Below are 22,984 nucleotides of genomic sequence, written 5' to 3'. Positions count from 1 at the left end.
TGTCTAAAAAATTAGCATCCCCAATTTTAAATGTCTATTTTTTTGGACACATCCATTTATTAATCAAAATTATAAGCTCGAAAGTTTAACTGCTTAACTGTTGAATAAGAATAGAAGCATTAGCATTGGTCTGTGTTCCACCTGCTAGTGTTTGCAGACCAACAGCTGATGCGCTGGAATGATTCCGTAATGTCAGCACATCACCGGGAGCAGCCGTAATAATGACCATGCCTGGATTCGGTTGAGTGCCAGCTCCTGAACCATAGACACTGCCACCTACAGGGGCTCCGTTTTGATAAAGGGTGAATTGGTTTGCCTGCACACCTGCAACGTTAAAAAACACCGCATAGTCCCCGGCATTTCCAATAATAATCGCAGCGGTATTGGGCGTGTGAGCAATATTGGTAAGATTTTGGTTACTGTCGAAGATTACATCCGCTTCAATAGCTACAGTTTGAGCTGAAGTATTAAAAATATAGGCGTACGAGGACAACCCTTGCCCTGCTGTACCGGTTGCTCCAGTTACACCTGTCGTTCCGGTGGCCCCGGTGCTTCCCGTGGCTCCTGTTACTCCAGTAGCTCCGGTACTTCCCGTTGCTCCCGTAACCCCGGTGACACCTGTTACTCCAGTAGCTCCGGTGCTTCCCGTTGCTCCCGTAACGCCAGTGGCTCCTGTTACTCCAGTAGCTCCGGTGCTTCCCGTTGCTCCCGTAACGCCAGTGGCTCCTGTTACTCCAGTAGCTCCGGTGCTTCCCGTTGCTCCCGTAACGCCAGTGGCTCCTGTTACTCCGGTAGCCCCGGTGCTTCCCGTTGCTCCCGTAATGCCCGTGGCGCCTGTCACTCCGGTAGCCCCGGTGCTTCCCGTTGCTCCCGTAATGCCCGTCGCTCCTGTTACTCCAGTGGCTCCGGTGCTTCCCGTTGCTCCCGTAATGCCCGTGGCGCCTGTCACTCCGGTAGCCCCGGTGCTTCCCGTTGCTCCCGTAATGCCCGTGGCGCCTGTCACTCCGGTAGCCCCGGTGCTTCCCGTTGCTCCCGTAATGCCCGTGGCGCCTGTCACTCCGGTAGCCCCGGTGCTTCCCGTTGCTCCCGTAATGCCCGTGGCGCCTGTCACTCCGGTAGCCCCGGTGCTTCCCGTTGCTCCCGTAATGCCCGTGGCGCCTGTCACTCCGGTAGCCCCGGTGCTTCCCGTTGCTCCCGTAATGCCCGTGGCGCCTGTTACTCCGGTAGCCCCGGTGCTTCCCGTTACTCCCGTAATACCCGTGGCGCCTGTTACTCCGGTAGCCCCGGTGCTTCCCGTTGCTCCCGTAATGCCCGTCGCTCCTGTTACTCCAGTGGCTCCTGTTACTCCAGTAGCTCCGGTGCTTCCCGTTGCTCCCGTAACGCCAGTGGCTCCTGTTACTCCGGTAGCCCCGGTGCTTCCCGTTGCTCCCGTAATGCCCGTGGCGCCTGTTACTCCGGTGGCCCCAGTGCTTCCCGTTGCTCCCGTAATGCCCGTCGCTCCTGTTACTCCGGTAGCCCCGGTACTTCCCGTTGCTCCTGTTACTCCAGTGGCTCCGGTGCTTCCCGTTGCTCCAGAAATGCCCGTCGCTCCTGTTACTCCGGTAGCCCCGGTACTTCCCGTTGCTCCCGTAATGCCCGTCGCTCCTGTTACTCCAGTGGCTCCGGTGCTTCCCGTTGCTCCAGAAATGCCCGTCGCTCCTGTTACTCCGGTAGCCCCGGTGCTTCCCGTTGCTCCAGAAATGCCCGTCGCTCCTGTTACTCCAGTAGCTCCGGTGCTTCCCGTTGCTCCCGTAACGCCAGTGGCTCCTGTTACTCCGGTAGCCCCGGTGCTTCCCGTTGCTCCCGTAATGCCTGTGGCTCCTGTCACTCCAGTAGCTCCAGTCCTTCCTGTTACTCCCGTAACGCCCGTACTACCAGTGACCCCGGTGCCTCCTGTTACTCCTGTAACGCCCGTGGCCCCTGTGGCTCCAGTTACACCCGTTGTGCTCAGCGTTTCTCCCAATAACTCTTGGGATACCAATCGGTGAGCCGCGACTAATTCGCCTGCGGCACCTTTGCCCCATACGGATATTTGTGCTTCTGGAGCAGCCGTGTCTGAAGTTGAAAATACAAACTCAAAAGCATCAAAATTCCCATTATAAACTTTGGTTATGACCTGATTAGGTGATACATTGAGCAGTTCTTCTACATATAATGTTCTGACTCCATTAAGGTAATAGCCCCGAAGAAGCACGGTGAACATTTCTGTCGCATTCCGGTTATCGATTTTGACCGTAACGGATTGAGTTGGTCGAATCCCCGTTATTCCTGAAATTTTATTCTCAATGGGCCCAGTTGATAGAATGGCCATTTCATCACCCTCCTTTGGTTCTTCTTCATGCGGATGGCCTTCATATAGCATTATTCAGAAGTTTCATAATGGTGTGGACAATTCATGTTCTATACGAATAATCACTTCAACTGCCCGTGTAACATATTGAGAAATAACAGTTCTATCAGATAACCTGAATGTCATTTATAATAACTCAACCCTCACTTTAAATTACTGAAGGGCCCATACAAATTAGCATTAATTCCTTAAAATAATAGTAAAAGGAAATAAAAGAAATGGGAATTCAATATTGATCTCTTCTGTGCCGTCAACATGTATGCTTCATGTCAAAAAATATATACACACCTCATTTGGAAAGTTATAATATGGGTAACCATCATTCTCCAGTCATTTCATATGTAGATCACTTATAAGTAACTCGTGTAAAAGAAGTCGTTTCCAAAAGTTATGCCCTAACTGAGGTGATATCGATGAAACATTTACTTCCAGAATTAATGTCTTTATTGCGTACGGATATGGATACTCTGGATACAGACCTCCCCACACTTACCATTCCGTCATCAACATCGTTGGTAGATGCCTTCTGCTTATTCAACACATCTTCTTATTTATTCATTCAGGATGATGGCCCTCTATTGGGATATATCGCCGTATCCGATGTTTTGCATGCCATGATGCATGCGCATCGCCTAATAGAAGCTTATTTTGAGACCACACTGGAGACAGCCGGTTCAGCTCTGACATTAATTAATGAAGATGCCAAGGTGGCCTACTGGACAACTGGCGCGGAGCATGTTTTTTCGATCAGCAAAAAAGACATAATTGGACAACCCGCAGCGGACTTTTTCCCTCCAGATCGGCTACAGTCTCTCAAGACGTTGTATACCGGCGAAACGGTCTATCGCAAACAGCATCAGCCACGGCCCGACCTCTTCGCCCTGATTAATGCTCGTCCTGTCCAACTGGATGGACATATTGTGGGTGCAGTTGCTGCCGAAGTGGATATAACAACCGAAATCCGATTACATCAGGAACTATTACATATGACCTCCAAAGTCCAGCACCTGGAGAAAGCCGTTGCTCGGCTACGTCCCGAATTAGATCCATTTGCCAGAATCAAGGGCAGCAGCCCGGTCATCAAGCAGTGCATGGAGACCATTCGCAAGATCAGTACCACCTCAGCAACCGTACTTATTCTAGGGGAGAGCGGCACAGGCAAGGAGTTATTCGCCAAAGCCATTCATGATCTCCGTGAATTGCAGACTGCACCGTTCATCGCTATTAACTGCGGGGCAATCCCTGCTTCCTTGTTTGAAAGTGAGTTATTCGGCTACGAAAAAGGTGCCTTCTCCGGAGCGGATCCCAAAGGCAAAAAGGGCAAGATCGAGCTTGCCGAAGGGGGTACTCTTTTTCTGGATGAGATCGGTGAGATGCCATTGGAATTGCAAGTGAAACTGCTTCGGGTGTTGCAGGAGAAGAGTTACTTTCCTGTGGGGGGAACGCGTATGAAACAGGCCAACTGCCGGATTATCGCAGCAACCAACCAGAATCTAATGAGTATGATTGCCCGTAATCAATTCCGAGAAGATCTCTACTATCGGCTGAATGTCATTAACCTTGTCATCCCTCCTCTGCGTATGCGCAAGGAAGATATATATGAATTAACCCAGACGTTCCTTCAAGAATTCTCATTGCTCTATAACCGTCATATTGAGTTGGTTCCACCTGAAGTGTTCAAGTTGCTGTTCCAATATGATTGGCCAGGCAATGTGCGTGAATTACGAAATGTGATCGAACGCCTGACCATTCTGACGACAGATGGTGAGGTGAAGCAGGAATATCTGCCCGATACCCTCACTTCCCTCACCATGCAAGAACAGTCCGAAATTCAACTCACATCCGGAATCCATTCACATGAGAGCAACGAATATCAGCAACGTCAGGATTCGGCGGGAGCAGGAGCAGAACAAGAACCTCGAACGGTTGCAAAGGTGGACGAACTAGATCCCTCGGATGATTCCGAACTTGTCTCCGGTGTTACCTACCAGCAAAAATTGGACACCTATGAGGCGCAACTTCTAATTCAATATCTGAAAGCAACAGGTGGTAACAAACGAACACTCGCCAAGCAACTTGGCATCTCCAGGGCAACGCTCTATAATCGCATGAAGAGGCTTGGTCTATGACCAGCCTCTTCTTGTCGTTATTATCGGTATATGAATGAAACTAACCCTACAAAATCCGCGCCAAGCGAGTCAGCGCTGTTCTGAGATGGCGATAAAATGTCGCCCGACTCATGGAACACGTCTGGGCTGCGGCAGTTGGATTGCCAGCATGCGTCCAGTAGGCCGCGTATAACAGCATCTGATCCTGTGGAGATAGGCCATGTACTCTGCCTTCCAGCAGATCCATGACATACAGCTGTAACTGGATTCCATCCTTTACTCCTCTAACCCTGCCAGCATATTCATGCAATTCTCCCGGGGAACGAAGATCCCCCAACATCTTGCGAACATCCTGTTCAGTCCAGATTACACCATTCACTTCCGTTGTTTCCGGCTGTATACGTTCCTCTGTTGATTCCGGATCAAGTAGAGACATGACCCACTCTCCGAATTGCCCGCTACGCAAATCCAAATCAAGTATGTCCGCCCGGTCTTCGAATCTGTCACAGACGCGGGTGCGGGTTCTTCGCATCTGAAATCCAATGCTCTGCAAAAATAGTTTCAGGTGAGGATTCGTTGCAACGAGTATCGCTCGCGCACCATCACCAAGCAGAGACAGTCGATCCAGTGCCATGTATCCCACCAGTTCTTCTCGTGTATAACCAGGCACGTCATCTCTTGCCGCAGCCAACAAAGCAAAGTGAGTATCACTCTGATCCGGGTCATTTTCAAGTTCCTGTGGTGTGAAGCATTCATACATCTCATTTGGAAAATATTTTAGCAACAACTCACTACTATCCTTATGTACAAGGATGGTAATGAACATGGCAATTGTCTCCCCGAGCTTATCACGCATTAATACGATCCCTTCGGGATAACGGTGCGCCAGTTCATCCAGGAAAGGGCCATAGGGTACGGTTTGCCATGGTTCCACACTGTACTCGCACCATTGCTGTAACAGGCTGTGCAGAACGGGTAGATCCTCGCTTCTCATTGTTTCTAGAGGTGAGAACAAGGAATCACGGGACACATCCGCGTACTTGCGGTATTGAAGCATGGATTCCTGACAGAGCAACAGCATCTTTCGGGCGATCTGGCGGCGCTCATGTGGCCCCGCCTGTTCATGCAGCGGTTTCAGTAACTTCGCGATTTTGATACGCATCGCCTGCAACCGATGTGGCTCCCTTTGGCGAAAATCTCGTAGTAGATGTACTCTGGCCATATCATGCAGGGCAAGACCATCCGGGCCGGAACGGATAAACGACATCTGTCTCAGCATGTGGTACTCTTCTTTTGTCACGGTCATATCCAGTACTGATGATAATAATTCCTGATTGGCTGTCTCAAGCAGTGTTAGTACCTCCACCACAGGATGCAGACGGGGTGTCGTAAGTTCCAATAATAATCGAGCACTGATCATATGCGACAGTTCAGCCCATTCGGACTGCGGAAGATTCCTCCTCTGATCCGCAGCTTCTACAGCAAGGGCCAGCCCCAGCGGATGCCCATCGGTCATTCTCGTAATGGTACCTGCCATCCCCTGATTCAGAAAGCCTGCCACCGTGATGTATTCCGTAATCTCATCAATTGTGAAATGTTGAAGCCGCATCTGTATAAACCTCTGATGTAATCGGGGATGTGTCCGCCAGGTGGACGCCAGTTCCGGGCGTGATGCAAGAATGACAAGTATCCCTCTTAACGGAAGTTTAGATACGAAGGCTTCCATGAACCAGCTTTCTAACAGAGCAAGCTCTTCATAATTATCCACGGCCAGAACCAATCTCTTCTCGATCGATGTGTCTCTCAGCAGACTCAATGGTCGCGGGTATCCTTCACTATCCATTGTTTCCAGCCCCAACGTCGAGGATAAATAATCCATAAAAACGGAAGGTGTTGCGCCGCATGATCGGCCGTCCATCCAGATTGCCGTCGCACCTCGATCCCGAGAGACAGATAACATCTCTGAAAGCAACGAAGATTTACCAATGCCTCCCATGCCCGTAATTGAAAATATGGTTAATGGGGCTTCCGGATGATTGAACCACCGCTCCAGTGTCGTCAGTTCCTTGGTTCGACCAATGAAACGTTTGCCATCCTCAACATATTTGTCGCATTGAGCCTCACTACTGTTTCCCATATATGTCCTCCGTACTAGATACTGGTACTTTTAATATACTTTATTTTCTCACAAAATTGAGACTATATTGAGACGCGCAATTGCATGTGAAGTGATAGAATCTTGTTAAAAGCCAATTTAATGGAAATATTCAAAACAGCGGACATGGAAACGTATAACAAGGTATACATAAACGCCTCCGCATTATTTCTTATCATAATGGATCATTCCGCCGATCAAACTGCAATCAACATGTTACATGAGCATTTACTGATCTCGAATTCATGCTTCCCTTTCATACCCTACTACCAGCCCGATATTCCAGGAAAGGCGGATTTGTGTGAGAATAAACCTCGATATCTGTAATCTGAGCGGACAACTTGGAATCAATCCCAAACGACTTAATGAATGGCTGCACCAAAGTGGCATTTCAATGGAGGACAATGAAGCAGAACAGGAAGGACGTCCCGACAGGTCGTCACCCCCGTATCGGCTGGCTGCTCCCTCTTCATTATCACTGGCACCTTCCTCCGGTCAAACGAAGCTTTATCGTGGCCGACGCTCCACTTCCACTCTGCAACGCCTGCCTGCTTCATTACGACATACCCGGCGGATTAGTAAAAACTGCTAGACTGTGCTCAAGGTAGTGTAAGATCGATGCACAGTCTGTCTTGCATCCCTTTCACCTCATCAAGAGGATTGCCACTGTCCATTCTCAATCATCGCGTGCGCCAGTAGCGCCATCTCCAGACAGATTCTTCTCCCTTGATCCATGTAACCTGGACCCATCAGTTCTTCCAGCTTCTCCAGTCTGTTGTACAACGTTTGCCGATGAATAAATAACTGGGCGGCCGCATCCCGTTTGGAACCAAAGTTCTGCAGGTAAGCATCTAACGTCTCTACCAATCGCAGGTGATGCGTTTGGTCATGTTCAATCAACATACCCAGGTGATCCTGGACAAAGGGTTGCAGGAAGGATTGGGGTAACGCCTTTAACATTTGATATATACCCATACGTTCGTAAAAGTGAACATGTTCCATCGAATCTACTGATCTCGAAACTTCGATCACCTGATAGGCCTCCTGAAGGCTCTCCGGCAGGCTGGTCAAACGGCTGCGTAACTTGCCAAATCCCACATGAATCATAACCTGTTTCAAATTACGATTGGCAAACCGCTTCACGTCCTGGGCAATCCCTTCCAGCAATCGCAGCAGTTGATGACGTGCAGTAGCCGATACCACTTCCTTCGCACAGCACAGATATACCTGGTTGTTCTTCAGCATAATCAGGCTAGGCAGATTGTTCTTCTTGAGCAGGGAACGCAGCAGGACAAGAACATCCTGATTATTCGCTTCCATTCGCTCCCGGCCTGTACCCTTCAATCGATGCTCAATCTCGATGACCCCTCCTGCAAACCAGTACTGTCCCTTCACCAGCAAACGAAGCCCCATTCGAGTCTGAGCCTGTTCCTCCTGATGGATGTTGCCATTCATCAGATCCTGGATCAGTTCATTCTGATTGCGGACCATCTTCTCTTCAAGAAACTGGGAACGAAGTGTGAGCGCTGCCGCCGCCTTTGCCGTATAATCGAGCAACAGCTTGAGATATTCCACTGGAGCTGCTGGATGCACAATCATGCCTACAGCCGAAAATACCTGGCCAAAACAGACGACCGGATGACACAGCAGAGCCTTCTCTTCGTCCATGTGGAACCATAATTCGGTATCTGAATCATTCAAATCCAGATGTTCTACCTCCTGCTCATACCAGGTATAGATGGCCTGTTCCATCTCCGGAACAAGTTCGGGCACAAAACTGCCCGGCTCCATGGACGAAATGTACACCACCGGTTTGGCGGCGTACTCATGTAGCAGGTTCAGCACAGCAGACATATCCGTACTCTGTAATGTTCGTTGCTGAAGCTGACGGGAGTATGCTTCGAGACTTTTCAGCAGTTGATGTTGATGATTAATGAGCAGAGAGTGAATATCCTGTGTAATCTCGACAAAACGGACCGGTTGCTCAAATACGATCAGCGGAAACTGGTGTCTGTCCGCCAGTTCAATCAGTTCTTCCGGGATTCCGTATATGCTGGTACCAAACTCCACACATAGCCCCGCTGCCTCACTGCCAATGAGCTGAAGCAGATACTCTTCGCGCCCTTCTTCCGATTGAAGCCACAGTCCAGTGGATAAAATAAGATCATGGGGGCTTACGAATGGAGATACATTTGTAATCTCCAATACATGAACCCAGCCAACCTGACGGTTCACTCCATCCTTCCCTGCCGCTAGTCGTGCTCGGCCAAATACCGGACGTGCAAGGATATCTTTGATCGTAAACACACGGTCATTTTGCAATGGCGATCCCTCTTCGTGTTATTTTTTCTTACATTATAATCCATGGACAAATGTCCTGAACAGTCTTTTTCGACAATATGTTGAGTTCAATTCCTAAAGATTAGACATCAAGTAAGGTGCAAAACGATTATCCAAGTCATAAACTTGTAGTATAAGCTAACAACCAATAAATGGACGAGGTGCATGGTGATGAGAATCGGAATTCCCAAAGAAATCAAGAATAATGAGAATCGTGTAGCAATGACTCCGGCCGGGGCTGCTGATTTCATCAGAGCCGGTCACCAGGTACTGATTGAACAAGGCGCGGGGATCGGCAGTGGATTCACGGATCATGAATATCAAACTGCGGGCGCCGAGATTCGGATTGATGCCAAGTCCGTGTGGACCGAAGCCGATATGATCATCAAGGTGAAAGAACCGCTTGCCAGTGAATATGGATATTTTCGTCCGGGACTGATTCTGTTCACCTACCTGCACCTCGCAGCGGAACCAGAGCTTGCCAAAGCCCTTATTAAAAGTCGGGTAACGGCTATTGCATATGAAACGTTGGAGGTCAACAGTGCTCTCCCCCTGCTCACCCCTATGAGTGAAGTTGCAGGCCGCATGGCCTCCCAAATCGGAGCACAGCTACTGGAGAAAACGGAAGGTGGCAAGGGCATTCTGTTGTCAGGTGTACCGGGCGTTAGTCGGGGGAAAGTGGTCATTATTGGTGGTGGAACGGTGGGAACAAATGCAGCCAAAATTGCTATTGGTCTTGGCGCTGATGTGACCATCCTTGACCTGAATCTGAATCGTCTGCGCCAGTTGGATGATATCTTTGGCAATCAGATCCACACGCTGGTATCCAGCCCGTCCAACATTGCAACAGCTGTTGCAGCGGCAGATCTGTTGATCTGTGCGGTGCTGATTCCGGGCGCCAAGGCGCCAACGCTTGTCAGCGAGCAAGTGGTTAAGACGATGGCACCGGGTTCGGTCATTGTGGATGTGGCGATTGATCAAGGCGGGATCGTTGAGACCATTGATCATATCACAACCCATGATGAACCGACCTATGTGAAACATGGCGTCGTGCATTACGCGGTGGCGAACATGCCCGGCGCCGTTCCGCGTACGTCCACGGTGGCGCTGACCAACGCCACCATGCCTTATGCGCTGCAGCTGGCCAACCACGGTGCAGCCGCCGCGATTCGCGGCAGTTCGTCCATTCGCAGCGCGGTCAACGTGCTGAATGGACACATCACGTATGAGGCGGTTGCCCGGGATCTCGGGCATGCCTATGTTCCTGCGGGTCAGGCGCTGGAGAATACCGCCGCTGTCCAGTAATCTTGATACGATCGTTCCACCCGGCGCCTTTTCGCCAGGCCAGTGGAACGCAATAGAAGCGCAAGTCGGGCAGATGTTGTTCCCGGCTTGCGCTTCTTGTTTTTTTTCACATATAGGATAGCTCGTTTAGTTAGTATAAGGCCTTTTGGTTCCTCTGGTTTTGGTGCTTCAGACTGCTCGCTCACTGCAAACTTCGCGGAAGTTGCAATCCCGGCAGGACCGGTGGGAAGGCATCGCTGTGAAGTAGGTGACGTCCTTGGGACGGTTATAATACTCATCCTCCACACAGGATCGCATCTCCTCAATGTAACGACCCACGTTCTCCTCCACCTTCCGGATATCCTCTTCTGTGGCTGAAAATTCTCGGTGTTTCCCGGTTAACAAGTACTCCACTCGCAGCTCAATCTGCTCCAGGGGAACCCGGTAGTGTTCTCTCACATAGGATGCGTACAGCATTAGCTGATCCGAAAAGTCATCTTCCTTGCCCGTCTTCCAGTCCACAATGACAATATTGCCGTTACTGCGCCGATACAATAAATCCATCTTCACATACACGCGTGTATCGTGCAGCATCATGGTGTCCCATTTCTCGATCTCCAGAATGTCCGTACTTGCTCGGGACAAGTCCTCCCACGTAAGCGTCTGGTACAGGTTACCGACACAGGCCGAAGCCCGTTCCTTAATCGTGGCGATCCGGTCATTCAACGTATCATCCCCGTAATAGATCTCGGACAACATCGTGCGATTCTTGGGGTTCAGCCGCCACTGATCCGCGTCCATCGATTCCACATACGCCTGATTCAGCAGCTTGCGTATGGTCTGTTCCAGGAAGTGTTCACGCGGTTTATCTTTGCCCTCTTCCCTGCTGCGTACCGCCGACTCACACATGCGATGCGCTAGGTCCCCGAAGACAAGATACAGATTGCTGAGCTGTTTCAAACGGTACAGACGAACCTGCATCTCATCAGCAGAGTCTGTCTTCCAGCCGTTATGGGCACCGTAATAATGATAATAATATTTGCGCAGGCACTCATCGAACATACTCGCCCGCGACTGCGAATAAGACCATTGCGGGTATTGTGCCATAAGATATTCTGCCTTTCTGTATGCCGGATCTGCATGAGATCCCTTAATGCTCACAGTATAAAGCCCGGGCAACATTGCCGCAAGCGCGCTTCCGTTATTTTCTTCTGACGCAACCGTTTCCGATTCGATCCGTATCGTTTATATAGTAACATCACCAAAAGATGAAATTGCGGAGCAGAACGCATAATATACTCTATAGAGGGCACGAATTCGGGACCTGGATGCTAGTACAGGTCTAGCCTGGAGCCAGTGCGGGGCCAGTGCGGGGCCAGTGCGGGGCCAGTGCGGGGCCAGTGCGGGCCCGGCGCTAACGAATCTCACACACCTTATCACATGGATCATGAGGTTTTACGGAATCTAACGAACCCCAGACAAGCTAATTAGTCGTATTTCGGTTGTAGAACGTGTTTATTGCAAGCAAATGAGTCAATAGCGTGTCTCTGATTCGTTACATTTTCAGATCTGGCGATTTACGTGAAATAAGACTTACTCGGTTCGTTAGAAAAAGATTATATGAAAAAAAATTGTACAGGCATATCCTAAAAGGAGGCACCACCCATGAATCGACCGGATTGGTTCCAGGCGGAAGAAGCATTACAACAGATCCAAGTCATCGGAAGCGACCGGAATGAGCTCGTAAACATCATAGGCGATGTAGAAGGATTAAATTGCATTGGCACAGGTACAGACGCGGCTGTATTTACGTATGACGGCTTGCCACAGTATGCCTTCAAGATGTACTCGGATCATGCCTTGGACAAACTCGAAAATGAAAAACAGGTATACGAGCAGCTCAAAGGCCTGTCATACTTCCCTACCTATTACGGCAGCGGCCGGAATGTGCTTGTGATCAGTTTTGAACCCGGGGATACACTCCTGGAATGTTTGGAAAAAGGAATCCCCGTCCCCGAGCAGGTCATGCTCGATGTGGACGCAGCGCGAGAAGCCGTTCGCAGCCGCGGGTTGAACCCTCGCGACATTCATCTGAAAAATGTAATACTTCAGGATGGACGTGGGAAAGTGATTGACGTATCCGAGTATATTCAGGACGGCAATGACAATCGCTGGGAGCATCTTGTCTGGGCTTATCACAACATCTATCCACGGATCAAAGGAACGCCCATATCTCCACGCATGCTGCAAACGATCAAATGGGGATACAATCAATTCGATCATGCCAACGTCAAAATGGACGACCTCGCCAAGAAAGCCAATCGTCTGTTCTCCAGATTTATGAAATAAGCACGTTGTACACATAGATGATTGTCTTGATATTATTAAATCAAAACCACCCGGATGAACGCCTTGAGCTGGCCTTTATCCGGGTTATTCTTTGTATATGTGCGTATGCGCATGATTATGGTTACGATAATCACTGCTGTGTGCTCTACTTCTATTTCTGCTTCTGCTTCTGCTTCTGCTTCTGCTTCTGCTTCTGCTTCTGCTTCTGCTTCTGCTTCTGCTTCTGCTTCTGCTTCTGCTTCTGCTTCTGCTTCTGCTCACAATTGTGATTGCGAGTTGCATATGGCTACAACCATCTTTATAGACATTTTATTCGAGACTACTGCTAAACTGGTCGTGCTCAACCTTCTTTTCTCTCCCGTCCCTGCGAGGGGGTCATGCCCTTGTACTGTTTGTATAACTTCGTAAAATAGTTGGCGTTGTCGCAGCCGACTCTGGCGGCGATCTCCGTAATGGTCAGACTACTGCCTTGCAACAGTTGCTCTGCCTCACTCATCCTGCACCCGTTTACGTATTCCACAAAGGTGCGTCCGGTCAGCTTTTTAAACATTTTGCAGAAGTGATACGCATTTAATCCCACATGACTTGCCGCTTCCGTAACAGACATCTTACCTGTGGGGTCCGCTTCAATCTGTGCAATTAACTGTTTGAAACGTTCGCGGTTTGGAAAATACGATCCGACCGATTTCTCAGGTAGCTGCTGCGGCATAAAGGTTCGCGCAAGCAGGGTGAACAAGGCATGCAGTTTGGACTTCACCACGAGCTGATAAGCCGGGGGCTGTAACGCCATTTCCTCCACAGCTTCATTCAGCAAAGAATAATAGCCTGTGCAGGTTGTGTTTTCCTCTGCCGGTTTGACCGGAAATCTCACTCTTCCTTCCAAGTACGGCGCGACATATTGCTCATGCACAGGATCATGAGTGAAATCATGGAACAGTGCACGGTTGACCACAACGGAATCATAATGCACATCCCCCTCATCCAGAGCATATCCAACATGCAATGTACCTCCAGGAATGATGATGACCTCACCTGCTCCAACCACATAAGGTTTGCTATCAATATGAAACAGCGCACTTCCCTTGCGCATGATAATCAGTTCGAAATGTTCATGCCAATGCAAATACAGAATGCATTCTTCAGCTTTCATATCTGAACACCGATTTTGGAACAGCTGAAATGGATGTGATTTATGGTCAATTCGGGTATTTTCGTGAAGCGCTTTCAGATCCAGCACGACTTCTTCCCCCTCTACACAAGATCCGACTATTATTACACAAGATTGTTTAGAGCCATCCCTTTAATCCACGGCTATAATGAGTGTGTCACGAAGTACTATAAGCCAATATTGGAGTGAAATACAACCATGAATAAATCATTACGCATCGGTACCCTTGTAGGCGGGCAGGACGCCGTCCGCGTTATCCCGCAGATCATGCAACACGGCTTTGAATCATTTAACCTGACCTTTTGGCAAACGACAGGCGATCTGGATCTGGCTGAGACAGCCAAACGTGTCCGTGAAATCGTGGACGAACAGGGCATTGTTATTTCAGCGGTGAGTGTGTTCGGTAACCCGCTAACTGGAGCCGGAGACAACGCCGATACACGGGCAAGCTGGGAGCGAGTAATCGATCACGCACAGCTCTTTGGTGCAGATATCGTCTCTGGATTCACCGGACGTCTGACCGATCAACCCATTAATGAGTCCATCCCCCGGTTCAAGGAAGTATTTGGTGAACTGGCACGCCGGGCAGCAGACCGGGGTGTACGCATTGCTTTTGAAAACTGTGATATGGGTGGAACCTGGCAGACGGGAGACTGGAACATTGCCCATAACCCGACGGCCTGGGAGATGATGTTTGACGCTGTTCCGGATGAAAATGTAGGCCTGGAATGGGAGCCTTGCCATCAAATGTCCAGCCTGATCGATCCTATTCCACAGCTGCGCAAATGGGCTCATAAAGTCTTCCACGTACATGGCAAAGATGCCACGATTGCCTGGGATATTGTTAAGGAATACGGCGTGCATGGCCCACGTGAATTCGTATGGCACCGCACTCCGGGCTTCGGGGATAACAACTGGGCAGACATCATCACCATTCTGCGCCAGAACGGTTATCAGGGCACGATTGATATTGAAGGCTGGCATGATCCCGTCTACAAAGACGAACTCGAAATGACCGGACAGGTGCATGCATTGCGATATTTGAAACAATGCCGCGGCGGCGATTTTGTGCCCAATCCGGTATAGAAAACCAACCTCAACTTAAACCTAACTTACTGCTGGCCTGAGGTTGGATAACATCCTTAATTTATCTATTCCTCATTTCCCGAAATCAATGCGAGCTGTATAACACAATCCATACGAAGGAGATGAGAACATGACTCATCCTTATCGGGTAATTATCGCTGGCTGCGGTGCTATGGCAAACACGTGGGCGGACTATGCCTTGCAAAGGCCGGATACAGAAATCGTCGGACTGGTCGATCTGTATGAACAGACAGCCATTACTTTTGCTACAAGACATGGCCTCACCTGCCCTACGTTCACCGATATCCATGAAGGCATTCAAGCGACTGGCGCGAATATCGTATTCGATGTCACGATTCCGGCGAGTCATTACAGCATTGCCATGACAGCGCTGAAGGAAGGATGTCATGTATTTGGCGAGAAACCACTAGCAGAGTCCTTCTCCGAATGCACAGACATTGTGCAAACCGCTCGCAGCACAGGACACATTCAAGCCGTGATGCAAAATCGTCGTTTCGATCCGCGTATCCGCGCCTACCAGCACCTCATTTCCGGCGGGGCTATAGGGCAGGTAGGTTACGCAGGAGCCGACTTCTTCCTCGGGCCACACTTCGGCGGATTCCGTGATCTGATGGATAGTCCACTACTGCTCGATATGGCGATACATACGTTTGATCAGGCACGGTATATTCTCGGAGCCAACCCGGTATCGGTGTACTGCCATGAGTTCAATCCTCCAGGTTCCTGGTATCAGGGCAATGCGATGGCGTTATGTATATTTGAGATGTCTGACGGGTCCGTATTCAACTATCGCGGATCCTGGTGCGCAGAAGGTGTACCCACATCATGGGAAGCAAGCTGGCGTGTAATCGGTGAAAAGGGAACCGCCATCTGGGATGGTCATGATGACATCTATGCTGAGGTGCTTACTGCGCAAAGCCTGGATACTGACGGCAAACCATCCTTTTTCCAGTCAAGTGAGCGAATTGAAGCGGAACTGCCTGTCATGGACAAAACAGGTCATCACGGCTGTCTCGAAGACATGTTCGCCGCACTGGAATCCGGACGATTACCTGAGACCGATTGCAGCGATAACCAGTTCAGCATGGCCATGGTCCTCGCATCCTTGGAAAGCGCACGCACAGGCCAGAAAGTGTTCATCGCCGATCTACTGAAAAACACATAACGCAGCGCCTGTGTAATTCAATGAAACAAGAAAGCCCAACTGCATTGTTCAGCAGTTTGGGCTTTCTTGTTTTTTACCTACTCTCCTATTCTAAAAATGATATCGTTCAAAAACAGTCGCGCTCGATAGTGAAAATAGTGCAGGGAACGAAATCGATTCTGAAGAAGCAAAGCGTTCGCCTTTATCACCGGATTTCGACTTTACAAAAGTCGATCAGGAAATCCGGGGATAACAGCGATCGAAAGAACGATTCGTAACCGGAACGGCTGCTTCGCGAGCAGTGAGCATTTTTTTTGAATTACATCACTTATAGAATTCCTCTTTTCATTGCCTTATACACCAGTTGCGAGAACAGGCTGTTGGACCAGGCGAACCATGGTCTGGTGAACGTGTTGGGATCATCGGCGTGGAAGCCCTCATGCATATATCCGGTACCCGCATCCGTACTTTCCAGCAATTCAATCATCGCCAGTATTTCCTCGTCATTGTTTGCGGTTAAGCCCTGCATGGATAACGCCATGTGCCAGATGTATCCCGGCGGGGTGTGCGGGCTACCGATCCCTTTGGCTGCCTTCCCTTCATAGTAGAACGGATTCTCCCTACTCAAAATGAATCGACGTGTGTTTTGATACACCTTGTCTTCAATCGAAGCATACTCCATATACGGTATGGACATCAGTCCAGGTGTGCCCGCATCATCCATCAGACAAAAGTTACCGTAACCGTCCGTCTCATAGGCATAGATCTGCCCATACTCTGGATGACGATAAGTACCGTACAGGGAAATACCGTGTCGTATTTCTTCTTCCAAACGAGCCATTCGGCTTACCAGTTGTTCATCCCGGAACACCCACTTCGCGATCTCCCCCATCTGGCGCAAGGTTACCGCAGCGAACATGTTCGCCGGAATATTATAATGGAAATCACATGCATCATCACTCGGACGAAATCCGGACCAGATCATCCCCGTGTAATTCACAGGCATACCCAATCCTTCATTACGCAGCGTATCATGGGCAGGACAATTGCGCCGCATGAACCGGTATGGTGATTGCTCTGTGTGATGCTGTTCTGTCTCCCATAGTTGTACGATATTCTCCATCACTTTCTTGAAGCGCTCATCAAATATATCCGTAAGTTCCGTCTCCCGCCAATATGTATAAGCTAGCTTCATGGAGAAACAAAGAGAATCCAGCTCAAACTTCCGTTCCCACACCCAAGGTGACATCTCCGTCTCATCATTGGCATCCCAATGCCAACCATTAGCCGTTTCATTGAACGCATTGGCATAGATGTCCATATCAGCGTAGAACGTATGGCGTTTGATCAGCCCCCCGATAATACGCTGCAACTTCTCGTCATCCTTTGCAAGCGGAACATAATGCATGACCTGCTCTACGGAATCCCTTAACCACATCGCCGGAATATCCCCTGTAATCACAAAGGTTGTCCCATCCTCCAGTAGCTTCGTGGTCGTTTCCAGTGTATTGGGAAAACAATTGCGAAACTGAGCCAGCAATCTCGGTCGATGTTGCAAACGCTCGTCCGCCTCAGTCAGAATATCCTGCACAGCTTGCGGTAATTCTAGATGCGGCATAGGGATTCTCGGTAATCTGAACTGTTCCATGGATGTTGTCTCCTTATAACTCTATTGTTATTTTTGTTATGATAAATTATAATAACATTATTATTTGTAAGTGTACTGTGTCAGAAGATGATCGTCAAATGAAGGAGTAATGATATGTCACGCAAAGTATCCATTCAGACGCTGGCTGACCAGCTCGGATTATCCAAATATGCCGTCTCCCGCGCACTCAGTGGCAAGACGGGTGTCAGTGAAGCGACACGCGCACGGGTACTCGAACTCGCTCGGGCTTTAGGATATCGCCAAAATACACCTGGTGCTAGCAATAGTCCTGCTACTGCAAACCATGCAGATCCGTCCGATCCACCGTTTGCTCTCATATGCATGAATCAGCTCAACCGCGGTGAACCCCACTACTGGCAACGTGTTCTGTCTGGCATGATCTCCGCCTGTAATGAGCGTGGTTGGCATCATGCCATTGTATCTCCCTCACTCGGAGTGACGGACGAGAACACCTCTCCTGAAAAAGCTATTGCTCCTCACTTGGACTGGGAACGTTGTGCCGGGATTATTGTCATGGGGGCTTTCCCTCATACGGTTCTGCAACGACTCTCTCAGACGGGTCGGCCTATTATTCTGGTGGATCATCAGGAACCCCTGCTGAATTGTGATACAATCAGCCATGATAATCTGGAAGCTGGCATCACTGTGGCTAGATATCTAATGTCTATGAATTGCCGACGGATTGGCCTCATCACAGATGATGGTCGTGCTGCCAGCTTTGCGCAGCGGAAGATAGGGATTGAGTTGGCCCTGAACCATTTCCATGTGGACACCAGTCATACGACCAGCTTCAGAGAATGGAATATTCCGTATGAGAACGGGGAATGGGTTAACCAGCTGGCTACCACAATTCAAAACATGCCAGATGACAAACGTCCCGATGCCTGGATTGGTGTTAATGATGATATTGCTTTGCAGTGGATGCACAAATTACAGGAGATGGGCATCTCCACACCTAAAGATTGCCTTGTCATCGGTATCGACAATGTACACTCTGCCGTTACGTCTTCCCCACCTCTGACCACAGTTAATCTGTGTAAAGAAGAACTCGGACAGCGTGCCGTTGAAGCTTTACAACGCCGGATCGAACGCCCGGGGACACCGAAAGAAACGGTTATGTTATCAACTACGTTGATTCCAAGGGAATCGGCCTAATTCGGAAAGGGTAACCGCTCTTTTGAAGATAGATTCGTTAGGTACATGCTGTCCCCGTGAGTCTGGTGAATACGAAAGAGGCCCCGCATACCATTATGCAGGGCCTTTTTCGTATATTAGGCTTATATCCTTATATTCCTGTACATTCACACTTAAATCTACTGATTCATCCACCCATCCTTATATCATCCATTCTAAGCTTCATTTACTTCATGTCTAAAGAATTGTACTACTGGTTATTTCAGCCAAGGCAGGCTACTGTACGATGGAAGATCCACTTCCCAATTCACATCGCGATACTCTCTATTGACTACGGTTCTTTTCAAAGTGAATTTTGTACCCTTTTCTTCGTTAAACCCCCGAATTTTTAATTGCAGATCATCTTCAACGTATTCACCGTTATTATTAGGTTGATCCGGATAACCGTTCACTTCAACAGGATACTCTTTTCCATCCGAATCTACTGCAACCCAGCGATCACCCATGAAAGCATTTCGGAACGTCCCACTCCCCTTCAGAACTAGTGAATACCCTTCCTTTACATCAATCTTCGGAGGATCATACGATTCCATCAGTGGCTCGTACTCAAAATCATAGAATAATATTTTATCTCCAAGCTGTTCAAATTGTGCAAAAGTATAAAAATTCGTGTCCTTACGCCTCTTATTCAGATCAACTTCCACTGATTTCTCTTCTTTCACCGGCAGGGTGTAACCATCCAGAACAAAGCGAATGTTCTTCGCATCTACCGTTACCAACGCAGGGTCCCATGTCTCTGACAACTTCAACGGCCCACCGTTCCTTAAGTCACTCTGATCTTGGAGCTGGAACTTGGCTTGACGGGCATCTGGTCTTATTCCATTGAAAATTCGATATTCATTTGTTTCAGGAATCTCAAGATGGTAGATGATACTCATATAGCTCGCCCAATTCTCATCAACTTTGGCACGAAGTTCATCATCCAGACTCACATTCAGGTCAAGCCGGGTTCCGTTTGGCGTGCGTACAAGCTGTGTCATATCAAGCTTTAGTCCTTCTGGCGTCGTATATGTGTTATCCATAGAATTTTCAACAGCCAATGATTTGGCTTTGGTCATATCGATCTTAAATTTGAAGCTCCAATCCACCGTAACATCTCTATCTTCGTAGGATTTCTTCTCGTAATCATAATATCTGCCCACATTTAAATTACGCAGTTCACCCCGCACGACCACTTGATCCGGAATTTCATCATGAAACTGGAATAACAATCGTTCAGTTAGAGGGCCCTTTGTTCTTGCATCTCTTGCAAGAGTGGCAACCTGTCGCCCCTCTTCATCCGTAACATGAATTCTCCCCAACTCAGGCAGAAACCGTGATACCCCTAATCCATCAGGTGTTGTTTGTTGCATGGTCATTACCATATGAGATCGGTCTACAAGCACGTCTTCAATTTTAAGCGTGTAGCCCTGGTCATTGATATTGATATCCGGATTAACCACAAGTCCAAAAGGTTTAAGACGTTTATAATCATCCGCAAAATAGGAATATTTCAACGCTTCAGGCACAGGTATGTTAGGCAATGGCAGACGATCCACAGCATTTTCCGCGGGTTGTGCTGGCTCTGCTGTTCGTTCGAAAGCAAACCAGGCCCCTCCGGCAAAGATCACAACTGCCGCTGCAGCGATAGCCGTCCGGCGCATCCAATGCGCTCTCTTGGATTTTTTCACGAATGGATGCTCATCTTCTCCATTTTCCATGGACACCCCATCCAGCTTCTGCATGACCTTCAGCGTAAAATCCGCATCCGGCTCCTCACGGTACAGGTGCTCCTCCCACAACCGATCTTCATCCCTTGAAATAGGCTTCATACGTAGCTAAACCTCCTTTGCGTTCCATTTGCTTCCTCAGCGTTTTTTTTCCGCGATAAAGGGCGTTTCGTACTTTGGTTGAACTCATGCCTGTAATGTCTGCAATCTCTTCATAGCTCAACTCGTTTGTGTACTTCAGTAATAACACCAGGCGATACGATTCAGGTAACTGTTCGAGCTGTCGGTATATTTCACGCTGCATCTCTTTGTGTAGCACACGCTTTTCAGGTGTTTCATTACTGACAGGTTCGATCCCTTGATCGACCGGAGACATCACAGGTTTCTTTTCCCGTATAAAATCCCGCATCCGATTCACCGCAATGGTGTACACCCACGACGAGAAACTGCTTCCCTCCCGCCGCGACGGGAGATAACGATAGATGCGAATGAACGTATCCTGAGCGAGATCCTGTGCATCCGGATGACTCGCGCCCATTCCGCGCATGATGCCGTAGACTTTATTTTTATATCGATCCACAAGCACGGAGAATAACTGCTTATCCCCTGCAACAATGCGCTGAATAAGCTCCTCCTCCGGTATCTGTTGAGTCATGTAATCCCCCTTCTCTACAGCTTCCATGCATGGTTCTGTACTATATAGACGGAAGCCGTTCCCGAAACCTCTCACTTTATCCAAAAAAAAGAATTCGCCCTTATCGGCAAAGCCGACTGGGTGAACTCTGCTTACTTGCCTCTTAATCTTCCCTGTTCTTCTCCGTGACAAAATCAGCAAGCTGTGAATAGATCGCCACAATCTCATCCATCGACATGCGCACGAGTCCACTGGACGACGGAGCGACGAACTCCTGAATTTCATTGACGACCGGGTCGTCCTGGAATCCCCATTGCACTTTGGCGCGCTTGCTGTACTGGGTGTATACGCCTTTCCCGACAAAACAGGCGATGTCCGGTCGGTATTTCTCCAGCTTTTGCCGTAAAACCTGTCGTCCTTCTGCGTACTCCTCCTTCGTAATATCCTCCATACCTTTGGTGGGACGGGCCACAATATTCGTGAATCCATATCCCAGCTTCAGCAACTCTCCATCCTCTTGTGCATCATATAAACGCGGGGTTAATCCCGACCGTTCAAGGATGCGCCAGAACCGGTTTCCTTTGTAAGCATAATGATGACCCGTCTCTCCAGACGTAATGCTCGGATTGAAACCAATAAACAATATCGATAAACCAACATCCAGATGATCTGGAATCATGATGCAACCCCTCCTGATCTTTTTTAGCCAATTCACACATTCGGTTGTGTATAAAATGATATAATGAGCAAAGCATTTTCGAAATCGGATTGAAATTTTCATGAAAAAGGAAGCTGAACTAATGATTGCAGACATCATGCTTGAAGTCGTCCTGCCCGTCTTTCTCCTGATCGCCGTCGGGTCCTGGATGCAAAAGGTGTTCAAGCTGGACTTGTACACACTCGCCAAAATCAATTTCTATTGTATTACCCCCGCAGCCGTCTTTATGAGCATGTACCACTCGGATATGTCGGGCGAACTGCTTGGGACCGTGACACTCTTTTACGCGATATATGTATTGATTCTCTATATTGTAGGTTCTGTATTTGCGCGTTCACTTAAGATGAATAAAGGCATGAAGGCTGCCTTCAACAACAGCATTATGCTGGATAACGCAGGCAACTATGGACTGCCTATCAATGCACTGGTATTCCGAGGCGATCCACTCGCCTCTTCCATTCAGGCGCTGGTCATGTCTTTACAGGCATTACTGACATTCACCTATGGCGTGTTGTCCATTCAGGGCGCGAAGCTCAAAGGTAATTACCGTGCGGTGATTATTGGTTTTCTTAAAATGCCTGTTCCGTATGCGCTCTTGCTGGGAATTCTGCTTCACATGTGGAAAGTTCCCTTGCCTACCTTCCTGTCCATGCCGCTGACCTATGCGCAGCAAAGTATGGTTGCCGTGGCGCTTCTGACACTCGGGGCACAGATTGTAAAATATCCAATTCAACTGTATCGCCTTGATGTGTATATTAGCACATTTTTGCGTCTTCTGATTGGCCCGGCTATCGGGATTTCAATTGTGCTTCTGCTTGGGTTGGAAGGTATCGCTGCACAGGCACTCATTATCGCTTCGGGTATGCCAACCGGTGTCAACGCATCCATCCTGGCGGAAGAATACGATAACGAACCCGATTTTGCAGCCCAGACGGTGCTAATCTCAACGCTCTTGAACATCATTACGATTACGGCGCTGATCTCTTATGCCAAAACGTTCTGAAATTTTAGAATGG

17 protein-coding genes are annotated in these 22,984 nt (G+C 48.8%); 8 read left to right on the top strand and 9 right to left on the bottom strand.

What is annotated here, in order from left to right; all coding sequences use genetic code 11:
• Positions 1-85: 85 nt before the first annotated feature.
• Positions 86-2,350, bottom strand: a complete 2,265-nt coding sequence (locus tag MHI12_RS05705; RefSeq protein WP_405171823.1) for a beta strand repeat-containing protein — start codon at positions 2,348-2,350, stop codon at positions 86-88.
• A 452-nt stretch (positions 2,351-2,802) separates the two neighbouring features.
• Between MHI12_RS05705 and MHI12_RS05700 the strand changes: the two genes are divergently transcribed.
• The gene (locus tag MHI12_RS05700; protein ID WP_405171822.1) at positions 2,803-4,518 is read left to right on the top strand and encodes a sigma-54 interaction domain-containing protein; all 1,716 of its coding nucleotides are present in this window, start codon (positions 2,803-2,805) and stop codon (positions 4,516-4,518) included.
• Between the two features lie 46 nt (positions 4,519-4,564).
• On the opposite strand, the gene MHI12_RS05695 is transcribed toward MHI12_RS05700, so the two are convergent.
• Positions 4,565-6,634 carry a hypothetical protein gene (locus tag MHI12_RS05695; RefSeq protein WP_405171821.1) on the bottom strand — a complete coding sequence of 690 codons (2,070 nt, stop codon included), beginning with the start codon at positions 6,632-6,634 and terminating at the stop codon, positions 4,565-4,567.
• Positions 6,635-6,953: 319 nt separating this feature from the next.
• Here MHI12_RS05695 and MHI12_RS05690 point away from each other — a divergent pair, with 319 nt between their 5' ends.
• The gene (locus MHI12_RS05690; RefSeq protein WP_124117151.1) at positions 6,954-7,244 is read left to right on the top strand and encodes a hypothetical protein; all 291 of its coding nucleotides are present in this window, start codon (positions 6,954-6,956) and stop codon (positions 7,242-7,244) included.
• Between the two features lie 59 nt (positions 7,245-7,303).
• On the opposite strand, the gene MHI12_RS05685 is transcribed toward MHI12_RS05690, so the two are convergent.
• On the bottom strand, positions 7,304-8,974 hold the full coding sequence (locus MHI12_RS05685) for a PucR family transcriptional regulator (protein ID WP_405171820.1): 1,671 nt from the start codon (positions 8,972-8,974) through the stop codon (positions 7,304-7,306).
• Between the two features lie 189 nt (positions 8,975-9,163).
• Here MHI12_RS05685 and ald point away from each other — a divergent pair, with 189 nt between their 5' ends.
• Complete coding sequence (gene ald, locus MHI12_RS05680) at positions 9,164-10,297, top strand: alanine dehydrogenase (protein WP_405171819.1); 1,134 nt, start codon at positions 9,164-9,166, stop codon at positions 10,295-10,297.
• Between the two features lie 168 nt (positions 10,298-10,465).
• On the opposite strand, the gene MHI12_RS05675 is transcribed toward ald, so the two are convergent.
• Entirely contained in the window at positions 10,466-11,383 is a 918-nt protein-coding gene (locus MHI12_RS05675) for a PD-(D/E)XK nuclease family protein (protein WP_405171818.1), read from the bottom strand.
• 558 nt (positions 11,384-11,941) lie between these two features.
• On the opposite strand from MHI12_RS05675, the gene MHI12_RS05670 reads away from it, so the two are divergent.
• The gene (locus MHI12_RS05670) at positions 11,942-12,625 is read left to right on the top strand and encodes a serine/threonine protein kinase (RefSeq protein ID WP_405171817.1); all 684 of its coding nucleotides are present in this window, start codon (positions 11,942-11,944) and stop codon (positions 12,623-12,625) included.
• A gap of 340 nt (positions 12,626-12,965) precedes the next feature.
• On the opposite strand, the gene MHI12_RS05665 is transcribed toward MHI12_RS05670, so the two are convergent.
• On the bottom strand, positions 12,966-13,862 hold the full coding sequence (locus tag MHI12_RS05665) for an AraC family transcriptional regulator (RefSeq protein WP_405171816.1): 897 nt from the start codon (positions 13,860-13,862) through the stop codon (positions 12,966-12,968).
• A 129-nt stretch (positions 13,863-13,991) separates the two neighbouring features.
• On the opposite strand from MHI12_RS05665, the gene MHI12_RS05660 reads away from it, so the two are divergent.
• Positions 13,992-14,879, top strand: coding sequence for a sugar phosphate isomerase/epimerase family protein (locus MHI12_RS05660; protein ID WP_405171815.1), 888 nt, complete (start codon positions 13,992-13,994; stop codon positions 14,877-14,879).
• Between the two features lie 130 nt (positions 14,880-15,009).
• Entirely contained in the window at positions 15,010-16,065 is a 1,056-nt protein-coding gene (locus MHI12_RS05655; protein WP_405171814.1) for a Gfo/Idh/MocA family protein, read from the top strand.
• Positions 16,066-16,372: 307 nt separating this feature from the next.
• Here the strand turns inward: MHI12_RS05655 and MHI12_RS05650 are convergent, their stop codons facing one another.
• The gene (locus MHI12_RS05650; RefSeq protein WP_405171813.1) at positions 16,373-17,692 is read right to left on the bottom strand and encodes a glycoside hydrolase family 125 protein; all 1,320 of its coding nucleotides are present in this window, start codon (positions 17,690-17,692) and stop codon (positions 16,373-16,375) included.
• A 114-nt stretch (positions 17,693-17,806) separates the two neighbouring features.
• Here MHI12_RS05650 and MHI12_RS05645 point away from each other — a divergent pair, with 114 nt between their 5' ends.
• Positions 17,807-18,868: a LacI family DNA-binding transcriptional regulator gene (locus MHI12_RS05645; protein WP_405171812.1), complete on the top strand. Its 1,062-nt coding sequence runs from the start codon at positions 17,807-17,809 to the stop codon at positions 18,866-18,868.
• Positions 18,869-19,104: 236 nt separating this feature from the next.
• Here MHI12_RS05645 and MHI12_RS05640 read toward each other — a convergent pair whose 3' ends face one another.
• The 3 genes from MHI12_RS05640 to MHI12_RS05630 form a co-directional block, all read right to left on the bottom strand.
• Positions 19,105-20,718, bottom strand: a complete 1,614-nt coding sequence (locus MHI12_RS05640) for a hypothetical protein (protein ID WP_405171811.1) — start codon at positions 20,716-20,718, stop codon at positions 19,105-19,107.
• Positions 20,696-21,271, bottom strand: coding sequence for an RNA polymerase sigma factor (locus MHI12_RS05635; protein WP_062832928.1), 576 nt, complete (start codon positions 21,269-21,271; stop codon positions 20,696-20,698). The genes MHI12_RS05640 and MHI12_RS05635 overlap by 23 nt, the downstream gene beginning before the upstream one ends.
• A 142-nt stretch (positions 21,272-21,413) precedes the next feature.
• Positions 21,414-21,929: a mismatch-specific DNA-glycosylase gene (locus tag MHI12_RS05630; protein WP_340966120.1), complete on the bottom strand. Its 516-nt coding sequence runs from the start codon at positions 21,927-21,929 to the stop codon at positions 21,414-21,416.
• A 121-nt stretch (positions 21,930-22,050) separates the two neighbouring features.
• On the opposite strand from MHI12_RS05630, the gene MHI12_RS05625 reads away from it, so the two are divergent.
• Positions 22,051-22,971 (top strand): AEC family transporter, encoded by a 921-nt coding sequence (locus MHI12_RS05625; RefSeq protein ID WP_150366318.1) that lies wholly within the window; start codon positions 22,051-22,053, stop codon positions 22,969-22,971.
• Positions 22,972-22,984: the final 13 nt, after the last annotated feature.

The sequence above is a fragment of the Paenibacillus sp. FSL H8-0280 genome (genome assembly GCF_045040665.1).
Lineage (GTDB): Bacteria > Bacillota > Bacilli > Paenibacillales > Paenibacillaceae > Paenibacillus > Paenibacillus xylanexedens_A.
Note: the sequence above shows the minus strand (reverse complement) of the source record. Positions and strands in the feature narration are given on the sequence as shown.